Annotated in this window: 10 protein-coding genes; all 10 read right to left on the bottom strand. The window is 65.3% G+C overall.

Annotation, left to right across the window (positions count from 1 at the left end; genetic code table 11):
• Nucleotides 1-132 precede the first annotated feature (132 nt).
• Complete coding sequence (locus P0Y58_25800; protein WEK30264.1) at nt 133-1,521, bottom strand: heavy metal sensor histidine kinase; 1,389 nt, start codon at nt 1,519-1,521, stop codon at nt 133-135.
• Complete coding sequence (locus P0Y58_25795; GenBank protein ID WEK30263.1) at nt 1,496-2,170, bottom strand: heavy metal response regulator transcription factor; 675 nt, start codon at nt 2,168-2,170, stop codon at nt 1,496-1,498. The genes P0Y58_25800 and P0Y58_25795 overlap by 26 nt, the downstream gene beginning before the upstream one ends.
• Nucleotides 2,171-2,179: 9 nt before the next feature.
• On the bottom strand, nt 2,180-5,272 hold the full coding sequence (locus P0Y58_25790; protein WEK30262.1) for a multidrug efflux RND transporter permease subunit: 3,093 nt from the start codon (nt 5,270-5,272) through the stop codon (nt 2,180-2,182).
• The gene (locus P0Y58_25785) at nt 5,269-6,432 is read right to left on the bottom strand and encodes an efflux RND transporter periplasmic adaptor subunit (GenBank protein ID WEK30261.1); all 1,164 of its coding nucleotides are present in this window, start codon (nt 6,430-6,432) and stop codon (nt 5,269-5,271) included. Before P0Y58_25785 ends, P0Y58_25790 begins: the two co-directional genes overlap by 4 nt.
• 436 nt (nt 6,433-6,868) lie before the next feature.
• A complete protein-coding gene (locus P0Y58_25780) occupies nt 6,869-7,603 on the bottom strand; it encodes a YkgJ family cysteine cluster protein (protein ID WEK30260.1) in 735 nt (244 codons plus the stop codon).
• Complete coding sequence (locus P0Y58_25775; GenBank protein WEK30259.1) at nt 7,600-7,911, bottom strand: hypothetical protein; 312 nt, start codon at nt 7,909-7,911, stop codon at nt 7,600-7,602. Before P0Y58_25775 ends, P0Y58_25780 begins: the two co-directional genes overlap by 4 nt.
• An 88-nt stretch (nt 7,912-7,999) precedes the next feature.
• Nucleotides 8,000-8,899, bottom strand: a complete 900-nt coding sequence (locus P0Y58_25770; protein ID WEK30258.1) for a chemotaxis protein — start codon at nt 8,897-8,899, stop codon at nt 8,000-8,002.
• A 247-nt stretch (nt 8,900-9,146) separates the two neighbouring features.
• Nucleotides 9,147-10,331 (bottom strand): HlyD family type I secretion periplasmic adaptor subunit, encoded by a 1,185-nt coding sequence (locus P0Y58_25765; protein WEK30257.1) that lies wholly within the window; start codon nt 10,329-10,331, stop codon nt 9,147-9,149.
• Nucleotides 10,328-12,496, bottom strand: a complete 2,169-nt coding sequence (locus P0Y58_25760) for a type I secretion system permease/ATPase (protein ID WEK30256.1) — start codon at nt 12,494-12,496, stop codon at nt 10,328-10,330. The genes P0Y58_25765 and P0Y58_25760 overlap by 4 nt, the downstream gene beginning before the upstream one ends.
• Complete coding sequence (locus P0Y58_25755; GenBank protein WEK30255.1) at nt 12,493-13,929, bottom strand: TolC family outer membrane protein; 1,437 nt, start codon at nt 13,927-13,929, stop codon at nt 12,493-12,495. The genes P0Y58_25760 and P0Y58_25755 overlap by 4 nt, the downstream gene beginning before the upstream one ends.
• Nucleotides 13,930-13,978 lie beyond the last annotated feature (49 nt).

Below are 13,978 nucleotides of genomic sequence, written 5' to 3'. Positions count from 1 at the left end.
CCGCTGCACGATTTCTGTGGGAGCGGGCGAGCCCGCGAAGCAGGCAACGCGGTGGATGGCACGGGCTGCGCCCGTGTTCGCGGCGGTTCGACGCATCGACTTGCCCGCTCCCACAGGGACCGCGTTCGACAGTCAGGTATGGATCGGCAGCTGGATACCAAAGGTATTGAATCCAGCCCCACTGCGCACAAACACCTCCCCGCCATGCATCAACGCAATCGCCTTGACGATCGCCAACCCCAACCCATGGTTGCCACCACCGCTGTTGCTGCGCGCCGCATCCACCCGGTAGAACCGTTCGAACAGCAACGGCAGGTGCTCATCATCAATCGCCGGCCCCGGGTTGCTCACGGCGATGCTGACCTGCTCCGGCCCGGCATCGATCTGCACGCGGATCACCTGATTGGGCGCGGTGTGCTGCACGGCATTGTTCAGCAGGTTGATCAGCGCCCGGCGCAACTGGGCCTTTTCGATGGGCGCCTGGGCGTCGCCGGTCACGCTCACACTGACCTGCGCGTCTTCGAGGATGTAGTCCAGGTAATCGAGGGTGGTTGCCACTTCTTCGGCCAGCGAGGCCTGGGTCAGGGCGGTAGCCTTGCTGCCTTGGTCGGCGCTGGCCAGGAACAGCATGTCGTTGATGATGCTGCGCAGGCGCTCCAGCTCTTCCAGGTTCGATTGCAGCACTTCGAAGTAGTGCTCGGCACTGCGGCCGCGGGTCAGTGCCACCTGGGTCTGGCCGATCAGGTTGGTCAGCGGCGAGCGCAGTTCGTGGGCGACATCGGCATTGAAGGCTTCCAGCCGTGAGTAGGCCTGGCTGACCCGGTCGAGGGCGGCGTTGAAGGCACCCGCGAACTGCGCCAGTTCCGGCGCCAGGGCGTGGGTTTGCAAACGCCCGTCCAGGCGTGGCGGGGCCAGGGCCTGGGCTTCGTTGGACAGCGCCAGGAGCGGGCGCAGGCCAATGCGGGCCACCCAGTAGCCCAGTATTGAAGCCAGCAGCACGCCAAGTACCGCCAGCCCGACAATTGCCACCAGCAGGCTGTGCTGGGCCTGCCAGAACGTTTCGGTGTCGATGCCGATCAGAAAGCGCAGCGGTGGGCGCTCGCCCAGCTCAGGCAGCTCGCTGACCAGCACCTTGTACGGGTAGGGCCGCTCGGGCAGGCGCAGGTCGCGCATGCCCTGCGGGCCCTCGGCGAAGGCCCGTACCAGCTCGCTGGGGTGGCCGTATTCGTAGGCCGGGTTGCTGCTGACCACCCAGAAGCGGATGCGCTTGTCTTCTTCGCTGAGCAGATTGAGCTTGTTGTTGATCTTGGCCCAGTGCTCCTGCGTGCCGAAGCGGTTGAGTGTGGATTCGAGCACGCTGAAGCGCGCATCCAGCTCTGCTTGTGGCAGCAGGTCGAGGCTGCGGTCGACCTGGCGGTACAGTGCCGAACCGATCAGCAGGAATACACCCAGCGCAACCAGGATGAACAGCGCCGACAGGCGCAGGGCGATGGAGTTACCCCGCACGGTTTTCCAGGACATAGCCCATGCCTCGGATGGTGTGCAGCAGTTTGTTGTCGAAAGGCCCGTCGAGCTTGGCGCGCAGGCGCTTGATCGCGACCTCCACGACGTTGGCATCGCTGTCGAAGTTGATGTCCCAGACCAGCTCGGCAATCGCCGTCTTCGACAGGATTTCGCCCTGTCGGCGGGCCAGCACGCTGAGCAGCGAGAACTCTTTGGCGGTCAGTTCCAGGCGTTGGCCCGCCCGCGTGGCTTTGCGCGCCATCAGGTCGATCCACAGATCGGCTACCTGCACCTGCAACGGTTCATGGCTGCTGCTGCGCCGGGTCAGGGCCTGCAGGCGTGCGACCAGTTCAAGAAACGAAAACGGCTTGCCCAGGTAGTCGTCGGCGCCCTCGCGCAGGCCGTGGATGCGGTCTTCGACCCGTTCGCGGGCGGTGAGCATGATCACCGGGGTCTGCTTGCGCGCGCGCAGGGCGCGCAGCACGCCGTAACCGTCCAGGCCGGGCAGCATCACATCCAGCACGATCACTGCGTAGTCGCCTTCCAGCGCCAGGTGCAGGCCATCGATGCCGTCGCGCGCAAGGTCGACGGTAAAGCCTTGTTCCGTGAGGCCGCGATGCAGGTAGTCGGCGGTTTTTTCTTCGTCTTCGATGATCAGCACACGCATGGTCTTGTCCTAGCTGGCACTTGGCGCTGCCGCACGGGCAGCCTGGCGGCGGTGGAACAGACGCTCCAGGGCCAAGTATATGACCGGGGTGGTAAACAGCGTCAGCGCCTGGCTCACCAGCAGGCCGCCAACCACCGCGATGCCCAGTGGCTGGCGCAGCTCGGCGCCGGTGCCAAAGCCGAACATCAGCGGCACTGCGCCGAGCAGCGCGGCCAGGGTAGTCATGATGATCGGGCGGAAGCGCACCAGGCAGGCCTGGCGTATCGCCTGCTCGGGCGTCATGCCGTGATGGCGCTGGGCCTCGAGAGCGAAGTCGATAAGCAAGATGCCATTCTTCTTGACGATGCCGATCAGCAGCACCACGCCGATCAATCCCATGATGCTGAAATCCTGCCCGCTGGCCCACAGCAGGATAATGGCGCCCAGGCCCGCAGAGGGCAGGGTGGAGATAATGGTCAGCGGGTGGACGAAACTCTCGTAGAGCACGCCGAGGATGATGTACACCGCCACCAGCGCGGCAAGGATCAAGTAGGGCTGGCTCGACAGCGAGCTCTGGAACGCCTGGGCGGCGCCCTGGAAATTGCCGGTGATCGAGTCGGGCATGCCCAGCTCGCGCTGCGCACGCTCCAGGATCTGCACCGCATCGCCCAAGGCCACGCCGGGCGCCAGGTTGAACGACAGGTTGGCGGCCGGGAACAGGCCGTCGTGGCTTATCGACAGCGGGCCGGTGCTTGGCGCGGCGACATGCGCCAGGGCCGACAGCGGCACCATCTCGTTGGTCAGTGGCGAGCGCAGGTAGAAGAAATTGAGGCTTTCAGCCTTGCCACGTTGTTGTGCGTCCAGTTCGAGGATGACCTTGTACTGGTTGGTCTCGGTCTGGAATTCGCTGATCTGGCGCTGGCCGAAGGCATCGTACAAGGCCTGGTCGACGTCGGTGGTGGTCAGGCCGAAACGCGCTGCGGCTTGGCGGTCGATATCGATGCGGGTGACGCTGGCGCCCAGTTGCAGGTCGTTGGACAGGTCGCGCAGCGCCGGGTTTTCCCGCAGGCGGTCGGTCAGGCGCTGGGTCCACAGGTTGAGCGCGACCCCGTCGTTGCTCTTGAGCACGTACTGGTACTGGGTGCGTGACGGGCCGGAGCTGAGGTTGATGTCCTGGCCGGCGCGCATGTACAGGACGATGCCCGGCACCTGGGCGAGTTTCGGGCGGATCCGGTCGATCCATTCGCTGGCCGAGACATCGCGCTCGCCGCGGGGCTTGAGCGAGATCCAGAACCGGCCGTTGGCGATGGTCTGGTTGCTGCCGGTCACCCCCACCGAGTGCGAATAGGCGCGCACTGCCGGGTCGTCACCGATGATCTTCGCCAGCGCCAGGTGCTTCTCGATCATCGACGGATAGGACACATCCGCCGCTGCCTCGGTGGTGCCGAGGATGAAGCCGGTGTCCTGCAGCGGGAAGAAGCCTTTGGGGATACCCACGTAACCGGCCACGGCCAGCGCCAGGGTGATGCCGAACACCCCCAGGGTGATCCGCCGGTGGGCCAGCGCGCGGTCCAGGCCTTTTTCGTACCAACCCAGCAGGCGCTGGCCGAAACCGCCCTGGTGGTCGCCGGGTGGGCGGCGCATGAACAGCGCCGAAAGGGTAGGGGCCAAGGTCAGCGATACCACGACCGAAATCAGGATGGTCGCCGTGGCGGTCAGGGCGAACTCCTTGAACAGCCGGCCCACCACACCGCCCATGAACAGCAGCGGAATGAAGGCGGCGATCAGCGAGAAACTGATCGACACCACGGTGAAGCCGATCTCGCCGGCGCCTTTGAGCGCTGCAGTGCGGCTATCGTCGCCGGCTTCCAGATGGCGATGGATGTTCTCCACCACGACGATCGCGTCATCCACCACGAAACCGACGGCAATGACGATGGCCACCAGGGTCAGGTTGTTGAGGCTGAAACCGAACACGTACATGAGCGCGCACGTGGCGATCAGCGAGACGCCGAGCACGCTGGAAACAATGAAGGTGGCCGACCACTGACGCAGGAACAGCGCCATTACCCCGATCACCAGCGCCACCGCGATCATGAGGGTCAGCTCGACCTCGTGCAGCGAGCTGCGGATGGTCTGGGTGCGGTCTTGCAGCACCGACACTTCGACTGAGGCCGGCAGCATTTCCTGCAAGCGCGGCAAGGCGTCGAGCACCCGGTCCACGGTGTCGACGATATTGGCGCCGGGCTGTCGGAAGATCACCAGGTTCAGCCCCGGCTGATTGCCCGACCAGGCCCTTACATACGCGTTCTCGGCACCGTTGATCACCCTGGCTACGTCTTTCAGGTGCACCGGGGCGCCATTGCGATAGCTGACGATCAGTTGGGCATAGTCTTCGGGGTGAAATAGCTGGTCGTTGGCGGCGATGGTCGACACGCTGTGCTCGCCGTACAACGCGCCTTTGGCCAGGTTCAGGCTGGTCTGCTGGATGGCCAGGCGCACGTCGGCCAGGGTCAGGCCGATGGCCGCGAGTTTCTCGGGTTGTGCCTGTACCCGTATGGCCGGGCGCAGTTGGCCGGTGATGTTGATCAGGCCGACCCCGTCGATCTGGCTGAGCTGGCGGGCCAAGAGGGTTTCGGCGTAGTCGCTGAGCTCGTTGCCGGGCATTTGTGCAGAGCTGACGGTGAGGATTACCACCGGGCTGTCGGCCGGGTTGACCTTGCGCCACGTGGGCGGGCTGGGCAGGTCCTGGGGCAAGCGGGCGGTGGCGGTGTTGATCGCCGCCTGCACTTCCTGGGCGGCCGTGTCGATGTTCTTGTCGAGGGTGAACTGCAGAATCAGCGTGGTCGAGCCCAGCGCACTGCTGCTGGTCATCTGGGTCATGCCGGGGATGGCGCTGAATTGCACTTCCAGCGGCGTGGCCACCGACGAGGCCATGGTTTCCGGGCTGGCCCCGGGCAGCTGGGCGGTGACCTGGATGGTCGGGAAGTCGGCCTCGGGCAGCGGCGCCACGGGCAGCCGCGGGAAGGCGATGGCACCCAGCAGCACCAGGGCGAAGGTCAGCAGCAGGGTGGCGATGGGGTGATCGATGCACCAGGCCGAGACGCCATTGCGGGTGTTCATGGCTGGCTCCTGCGGTCGGCCATTTCGGCAGGCGCCGGGGCATCAGGGGTGATCTCGACCCTGGAGCCGGGTTTGAGGCGCGACTGGCCATCGAGCACCAGCTGGTCCCCGGCCTTGACCCCGGCGACGATGTTCAGCGTGCTGTCCTGGTACAGCACCTTGACCGGCACGCTGGTGACCTTGTCGCCGTCGACGCGATAGACGAAGTGGCCATCGATGCTGCGTTGCACCACGGGCGGCGGTACCACCAGGGCGTCTTCGTCCATCGCCGTGCGCAACCGTACGGTGACCAGTTGCCCCGGCCACAGCAGGCCGTCCTTGTTGTCGAACTCGGCCTTGACCCGCACCGTGCCGGTGTTGGCCGAAATCTGGTTGTCGATCAGCGCAAGGTGGCCTGCGCCCAGCAGGTTGCGCTCGCCATCGGCATCCATGTAGGCCTCGACCAGCGCTGGGGTTTGCGCCTTCAGCAGGCCTTGCAGGGTCGGCAGCATCTGTTGCGGCAGCGAAAACTCCACGGCAATCGGGTCGATCTGGGTAACGCTGAACAGGCCTTGGGTGTCGCTGGTGCGTACCAGGTTGCCGGGGTCGATATTGCGGATGCCGACGCGCCCGGTCACCGGTGAACGTATCTGTGTGTAGGACAGTTGCACCTCGGCATTGGCGATGGCCGCCTGGTTGCCCTTGACCGTGGCCTGCAGCTGGTTGACCAGCGCCTGTTGCTGGTCAAGGGTTTGCTTCGATACACCGTCATCACTGCTGAGCAGGCGGTAGCGCTTGAGGTCGACGCCGGCCACCTGGATCTGTGCCTGGCTCTGGCCGAGCTGTGCGCGGGCCTGGTCGAGGCTGGCGCGGATGCTACGGTCGTCAAGGGTGGCGAGCAGGTCGCCTTCCTTGACCCATTGGCCTTCCTTGACCAACACCTGAGTGAGTATCCCCTCGACTTGTGGCCGCACCTCGACGCTGTGCAACGACAACACCGAGCCGATGGCGCTGGCATAACGCGGCACATCCTGCTGGGCAACGCTGACCACGCGTACCGGTACGGCGGTTTGCGCGCGGGCGGCTGGTGCGGCTTGGCGCTGGCTGTACCAGATGCCTGCTGCCACCAGGACCAGAAGCGCCAGGGCGGCGAGGATGACAGAGCGGGACGGACGTCGCATCGGTGCGGGCACCTTGGCCAGAGGGGAGAGGGAACGGTTGTCTGTACTTCATCTTATAGCCCCCGAACCGGGTCGGCAGCGTGACCGCTGGCTGACAGCGCTGTCAGTTTCGGGTGTATGGCTTGGGTTTTTCAGCGCCTGTGAGATCGAGCGCCGCCCGCGCGGCGCTTCGCGGGGCAAGCCCGCTCCCACATTTGTTGCAACGTGCCGAACCTGATAGGCCATGGTTGTCAGCCCTTTTGGCCTGACTCTATCTCTTGGCTGGCGCTGCTGCCGCTCCACCTGTCTTGAGGCATGCACCAAAGCGGGCAACGCCTGTCCCACAGGCATGGCCACGTTGCAACAAATGTGGGAGCGGGCTTGCCCCGCGAAGCGCCGCGCGGGCGGCGCTCGATCTCACAGGCGCCCAACCTCTCAAGGCAAGCCCATGCTTCACCTAAAACCCGATAAAGGCGTAGTACAGCGGGGTCTCGTTGGTAGTGCGCAATCCATGCCCCTGCAAGCTCGCCACCAGCGCCTCATTTTCCACATGCAAGGTCCATTGCCCCCCGTCATCCCCCTGCACCTGCGCTAGCGCCGTGGCAAACGCGCCCATATCCGGCAAGTAAGCAGTAAACCCGTTGCCCTTGAGCGCACTGGTTGTCATGCCCAGCGCCTGACACACCGCCACCTTGGCAGCAATGTCATCGCGGTCAGCCTGACGCGAGGCCTGTACCAGCGCCTCCAGCCCGGCATCGGCCAATTGCGTGCCGACAATCAGCTCCGGCCCCTGCTGCCAGGCTTCAGGCGGGCAGTCTTTACTGTCCGGCCGCAGCGGAATATGCGGGTTGATTTCCACCGGGTAGATGCGGCACACCAGCGGGCGCTGGTCGTAGATGGTGCACAGGTCATTGTCGTCGAGGTTGCGGCAGCGCCCGGGGTTGAACGCGGCAAAGGTCACCGACACTCGAGCCTCGCCGTCGCCGCAGCGCACTGGATGCGAGCGGCGCAGCACATGCTCGCGCTGCTCAGCCGGCATGCCAGGGCCATCGGTCACAAAGGCTTCGATCAGTACGATCACCTGGCCCGCGCCATCGGCCCAGCGGCGAGCTTCGTCCAGGGTCAGGGGCACATGGTGCCCGGTGCAGCACTTGCCGCAGCCGGTACAGCCGAATCGCAGGCTGTCGGTCACTTGGCTTCCGGGCTCCACTCGCTGACGAAGGCACGCTGGTGCTGGCGGTCGTACAGGCACAGCTCGGTGCCGGTGCGTTGCTGCATGTGCTTCTGCGGGTAGACGCCTTCGACCAGCAGGGCGCTCATGCCGACCTGGTCATCGAATTCGGCGGGCTTGCCACGGGCGTGGGCATCTTTGAACTGGCTGGCGGCCAGGCAGGCCTTGAGCATCTGTTGGCGCTGCTCGTTCCAGGCCTGGCTGCTGGAGGCCTGGGCGACGCCGCTGAAGAGGGCGCAGGTGATCAGGATAGAGCTGAAAAACTTCATACGCGATTCCGGCAAGTTGCTTGCGAGGGGCGCGAATTATGCCCGACTCATCCCCGGCGGCAAGCCGGGGAGTTTGTCGCTTAATATATCAGTGCTCGGCAAACACCACGGTGCGTGCGGCCACCACCAGACAATCGGTCAGCTCTGGCGAGGAGAACTTGGTGAGGATGGCATTGGCCCCGGCCTGGGTTGCCTTCTCGCTGCTCATGGCGCTGTCCAGCGAGGTGTGCAGCAGCACGTACAGGTGCTGGAAATCGGGGGTTTCGCGCAAGGTGCGGGTGAAGGCGTAGCCGTCCATCTCGCTCATTTCGATGTCGGAAACGATGATGTTGATCGCCTGCGCGGTGCCTTGCAGCTCCAGCAACACGTTGATGGCATCTTTGGCGCTGCGCGCGGTATGGCACTCGATACCCAGATTGCGCAAGGTGTGCACCGACTGCTGCAAGGCCACCTGGCTATCGTCCACCACCAGGATATTGGCGGCAGCGAGCAGGCTGGCGTCTTCTTCGCTCAAGGCACCGTGCGGCGGCTCGGCCAGCGGTGGGGCGATGGAATGGATGACTTTTTCGATGTCCAAAACCTGCACCAGCGTGTTGTCGACCCGGGTCACGCCGGTGATGAACGAGCGGTTGCCCGACGCAAAGGGTGGCGGTTTGATGTCGGTGCTCAGGCAATGCACGATGCGACTGACCGCCTGCACATGCAGACCCTGGCGCGAGCGGCTGATCTCGGTGACGATCAGGCAACCGCCCCGTGGGTCGGCCAGTGGCTGCTCGCCAATGGCGCGGGACAGGTCGATGACCGACAGCGAATGGCCGCGCAGGGTCGCCACGCCTTTCACGTTGGGGTGCGATTCCGGCAGCTTGGTCAGCGGCGGGCAGGGGATGATTTCGCTGACCTTGAGCAGGTTGATTGCCATCAACTTGCCGCTGCGCAGGGTGAACAGCAGCAGGGACAGCGAGTCCGCGCGGGCATTTTGCGTGGCCATGGTGACCTTCGTGGGGAACAGGGGATAACCGGTTATCGGCCTGTTCGGGCTGGGCTTTAGGCCGCGAGTGCTGTCACCGATCGAGAAGACTGCGCAGCCCCCTGTAGGAGCGGCCTTGTGTCGCGAAAGGGCTGCAAAGCAGCCCCGGGGGTTTCAGCACAGACACACACATTGACGGGGCTGCTTTGCAGCCCTTTCGCGACACAAGGCCGCTCCTACAGGGGCCAGCGTTTGCCAGAAATGCGGGTCAGCGTTCGCGCAGGGCCTCCTTGGCCCGGTTCAGCGGCTTGATCAGGTAATCGAGGATGGTCTTCTCCCCGGTGCGGATATCCACCGTGGCAATCATCCCCGGCACGATCGCAAAATGCTTGCCGGCCTTGTTCTGCAAACTGTCCTGTTCGGTACGGATGAACACCCGGTAGTAGTAGATTTCCGGTTTCACTTCATCTTGCAGCGTATCCGGCGAAATCCCCACCACCTTGCCCTCCAACCCGCCATACACCGAGTAGTCGTAGGCACTGATCTTGACCTTGGCAGCCTGGTCCGGGTGGATGAAGGCGATGTCCCGTGGGGCGATGCGGGTTTCGATCAGCAGGCGTTCGTCCATCGGCACGATCTTCATCACTTGGCCACCAGGCTGCACCACGCCGCCCAGGGTATTGACCTCGATGTCTTTGACGATGCCACGCACCGGCGAGCGCAGGGTCAGGCGGGTAAGCGAATCGCTGCGCCCGCGCACCACTTCCGACAGGCTGTCGGCTTCAGCGCTGGCCTTGGCCAGTTCTTCCCGGGCACGCACCAGGTAATCGGAGCGGGCTTCGTTGGCCTTGAGCTCCAGCTCCGAACGCTGGCGGTTCAGGCGGATCACTTCGACCCGGCTGGAGGCGCCCATCTTGGCCAGGTTCTCGGTAATCTTCAGCTCGCTGCGCACCAGTTGCAGCGAGTCCTGAATACCCGCCAGGGTCTGCTCCAGGCCGCGACGGCGGGTCTGGTACAAGGCGGTTTCGGCGTCAATCAGGTCGGGTGAGTCGCGCAGGCTGTCCGGGAAGACCAGCGGCTTGCCGGTCACCTCTGCCTGCAAGCGGGCCTGGCTGGCCTTGGCAGCGCGGTACTTGGCGTCGCTCTCGCCGACACTGGAGGCAGTCTTGGTCGGGTCGAGCTGGGCCAGCACCTGGCCGCGTTCGACCAGGTCGCCTTCGGCCACGCTCATCTGCGCGACGATGCCCCCCTCGAACGACTGGATGACCTGTTCGCGCGAACTGGGGATCACCTTGCCGGTGCCGGTGGACACTTCGGTCACCTCGAACCAGGCCGCCCATGCCAGGAACGCCGCCAGCATCAGCGCACAAATAGTGATGATGCGGCCGGCGCGGAACACCGCCTGGTCGTCCTGCCCATCCAGGTAAGAGGCCGGGAGTTCATGGTTGCTCATGCCTGGGCTCCTTGCAGTTTGGCCAGCGCGGCATCGCGGCTGTCATCGATGACGATGCGCCCGCCGTCCAGCACCAGGATGCGGTCGACCCGTTGCAACACGCTCAGGCGGTGAGTGGCGATCACCAGGGTGCGGCCTTGGCAGAAGCGTTCGAGGTTATCCAGCAGCTTGCGCTCGGTCATGTCGTCCAGCGATGCGGTCGGCTCGTCCAGCAGCAGTACTTGCGGCTGGCGTACCAGCAGGCGCGACAGCACCAAGGCCTGGCGCTGGCCGCCAGACAAGCCCAGGCCGCCCTCCAGGATCAGGTGGTCCATGCCCTTGGGCAGGCGGCGGACGAAGTCCAGCGCGCCAGTAGCAGCCAGTGCAGCCACCAGTTCCTGGTCACTGGCCTGGCCGGCGCCGAGGGTGAGGTTTTCCCGCAGGGTTCCGTGGAACAACCGCGAGTACTGCGCCAGCAGGCCGACGTCACGGCGCAGGTCCGCCGGGTCGAGGTGGGCCATGGCGATGCCGTCCAGGCTGACTTCGCCCTGCACCAGGTCCATGGCCCCACCAAGGGCTTGCAGCAGGGTCGATTTACCGGCGCCGTTGCGCCCGAGTACGGCAATGCGCTCGCCCGGTTGAATGTCCAGCTGGCCGATGTTCAACACTGGCGGGGATTCTTCGCTGTAGCGGAAGTTGGCCTGGCGCAGGCGGTATTCGCCGCGAATCGCCGGCAAGTGCACGCGGGCTTCTCCCTCCGGGTGATCCACCGCCGACTGCATGAGTTTGTCCAGGCCTTGCAGGGCCACCTTGGCCTGCTGCCAGCGGGTCAGCACGTGGGTCAGCTGAGCCAGCGGCGCCATCATCCGCGACGACAGCATCGACGCCGCCACCAGGCTACCAGTGGTGAGGTCGCCGGCGATGACCATGGGCGCACCGATCACGATGACGACGGCAAACACCGCGCCCTGCACGTTCTGCGTCCAGGTCACCAGGCCATTGGTGAGGGTGCGCAGGCGCAGGTTGGTGTGGGCGCAGGCCGCGTTGTACTGGTTCCATTGCCGCTCGAAGCGGGCTTCGGCCTGCAGTGCCTTGATCTCGTCCAGGCCCTGGATGCTTTCCACCAGCATGGCGTTGCGCAGCGCCGATTCGCGCATCGATGCATTGGCCAGCCGCGCCAGGCGCCGCTGCGCCAGCAGCCCGGGCAACACCATGGCCAGTAGCGCAACCAGTGGGATGAACACCAGCACGCCGCCAATCAGCCAGAATACGAACAGGAACAGCAGGAAGAACGGCAGGTCGGCCAGCGCCGTGGCGGTACTGGAGGTGATCAGGTCGCGGATCGACTCCAGTTCGCGCAGTTGCGAGATGAACGAGCCTGTGGATTTCGGCCGCACCGAGTTACGCAGGCGCAGGGCATGGCCGTAGACCAGGTCGCTGACCCGCAAGTCGGCACGCTTGCCAAGCAGGTCAGTCACCTTCAGCCGTAGCAGGCGCATGCTGAAGTCGAACACCAGCGCCAGCACCACGCCCCCGAACAGCACGTACAGGGTGGGCAGCGATTCGGCCGGGATCACCCGGTCGTATACCTGCATGGAAAACAGTACACCGGCCAGTGCCAGCACGTTGGCCACCAAGGAGGCGACCATCACCTGGCCATACGGGCGCAGGTCGCGCAGTACGATGCGGGCGAACCAGTGGCGGTCGTAGGGCGCGGTGTAGTCGTCGGTACGCACATCACGCAGCGGCCGTGCCGGGCGCAGCAGGGCGACGCGGTTGATACGGCCCTTCAGGCTGTCGCGGGGCAGGCGAGAGGTCAGGCCCTGGTCACCGGCGAACACTACCGCCAGGTCGTCTTCCTCGGTCACCGACTCGACCACTGCCAGCTGGCCGTCGTCCAGCTCCAGCACCAGCGGCGTGCGCCATTGCTTGAGGCCCTTGGCGTCGAAGCGCACGAAGCGCAGGGCCAGGCCAGCCTGGCGAGCCATGTGCCGCAGGATTTCGTCCAGCGGGCGGGCATCTTCGACGGCAGCCAGGCGAATGCGCTGGGGTGACACGTCCAGGCGGTAGTGGTGGGCCACCTGCAGCATCACCTCAAGCCACGGGCCGAGGTCTGGCCGATGCACTGCAGCCGGCTCTGGCGCCTTGGCTTGTTCGGGCAGGGTCACATTGATGGAATCAGTCATGGCTGGATCTCCACACCTTGCAGGTTGCGCCCCTCAAGGCCAAAGGCCGTGCGCAGGGCGCCGGTGTTGTACAGGCAGTCGACATCCAGGCGCAGCAGGTCGGAGCGGGTGCCGGCAAGTTCGAAACGTGACTGGTAGATCTCGCCCTCGGCGTTGAGCAGGTCTAGCAACGGCCGGGTGCCCAGGTCGAGGTACTGGCGGCCATAGAGCATGCGGGCTTCCTGAATGCTCACCTGACGCGCCTCCAGCGAGGTCAGGCGACGGCCCAAGCCGGAGGTTTGCGCCATGGCCTCGGCCAGGCCGCGACGGGCTTGCAGGCGTGCGGCGTCTTCGGCGGAATCGGCGGCAGTCAGCGCGTGGCCAGCAGCGCGGCTGCGGGCGCTGATGGCGCCGCCCTGGTAGATGGGCACTTCGACGTTCAGGTAGATGCCCGCCTGAGTGCGGTCCATGCGTGAGTTGTCGCGGTTGTAGTCGTTGTCCAGGTAGTGGTTGACCTGGGGTTGCAACGACAGGGTCGGGTAGGCTTCGGCCTTGGCCTGAGCCAGTTCGGCCTGGCCCTGGGCGCGCTGGGCCAGTGCCATCAGCACGGCGGGCAGGCGGTCGTCGCCCTGCGCAGGGCGTTTGCAGGCCTGGTTCAGTGCAGGTGGTGATTCTTCGGCCAGTGCCGGCGGTGTCACCCGCCCCATCAGCGCTGCCAGTGTCGAGCGCCAGCGTTCGTACTGCGCCTGGTATTCCTCCAGCGTGGCGCGAGCGCTTTCTACGCGCGACTCGGCCTGTACCAGGTCGGAGCGGGTGCTGGCGCCCATGTCGCTGCGCTGGCGGGCCATGCCGGCAATGTCGCCAACGCCGCGGACCTGGTCGCGGGCGATGACCATCAGTTGCTCGTAGCGACGGGTTTCGATCCAGGCATAGGCGGTGTCGCGGGCCAAGTCATCCACCACCAGCAAGATATTGGCCTGGGCGCGGGCGGCGGCGGCCTGCGCGGCGCTGACGGCGCTATCGACTTTGCCAAAGTCGTAGAGCATCTGTTTCAGCGAGAGGTTGAGCGCCTGGCTGTTGCGGTCGCCGCCGTAACCGGTGTCATAACCGGTGCGGATACCGCCGGAAATCTGCGGGTAGTAGCCGGCACGGGCGACGTTGATGCCTTCGCCCTGTTTGTACAGGTTGCCGATGGCCTCGGCGATGCTGGGGTGCCATTGCGCTGCCTGCAGCACCGCATCGGTCAGCCCGAGGCGCTCGCCACTGGCCACCGGGGCCATGCCGGTCGGTGGGCGGGCGGGCACCGCTTCGGGCGCATCGCGTAATAGCGATGGCCCGATCTGGCGCAGTTGTGGGTCGATGTCATCGGCTGCCTGGGCAACCGGTTGGAAGTTGAGGGCCAGGAACCCGAAGGCTCCCAGCAACAGCGGTGACAGCGGACTGCTTCGCTTCACATAGTTCCCTTACTGCTGGTCGTCCCTGCCGCCGGGCGTGTGCCCGGCG

The organism is Candidatus Pseudomonas phytovorans, from assembly GCA_029202525.1.
GTDB lineage: Bacteria > Pseudomonadota > Gammaproteobacteria > Pseudomonadales > Pseudomonadaceae > Aquipseudomonas > Aquipseudomonas phytovorans.
The sequence above is the reverse complement of the archived record's forward strand: the minus strand, read 5'-3'. Positions and strand labels throughout refer to the sequence as shown.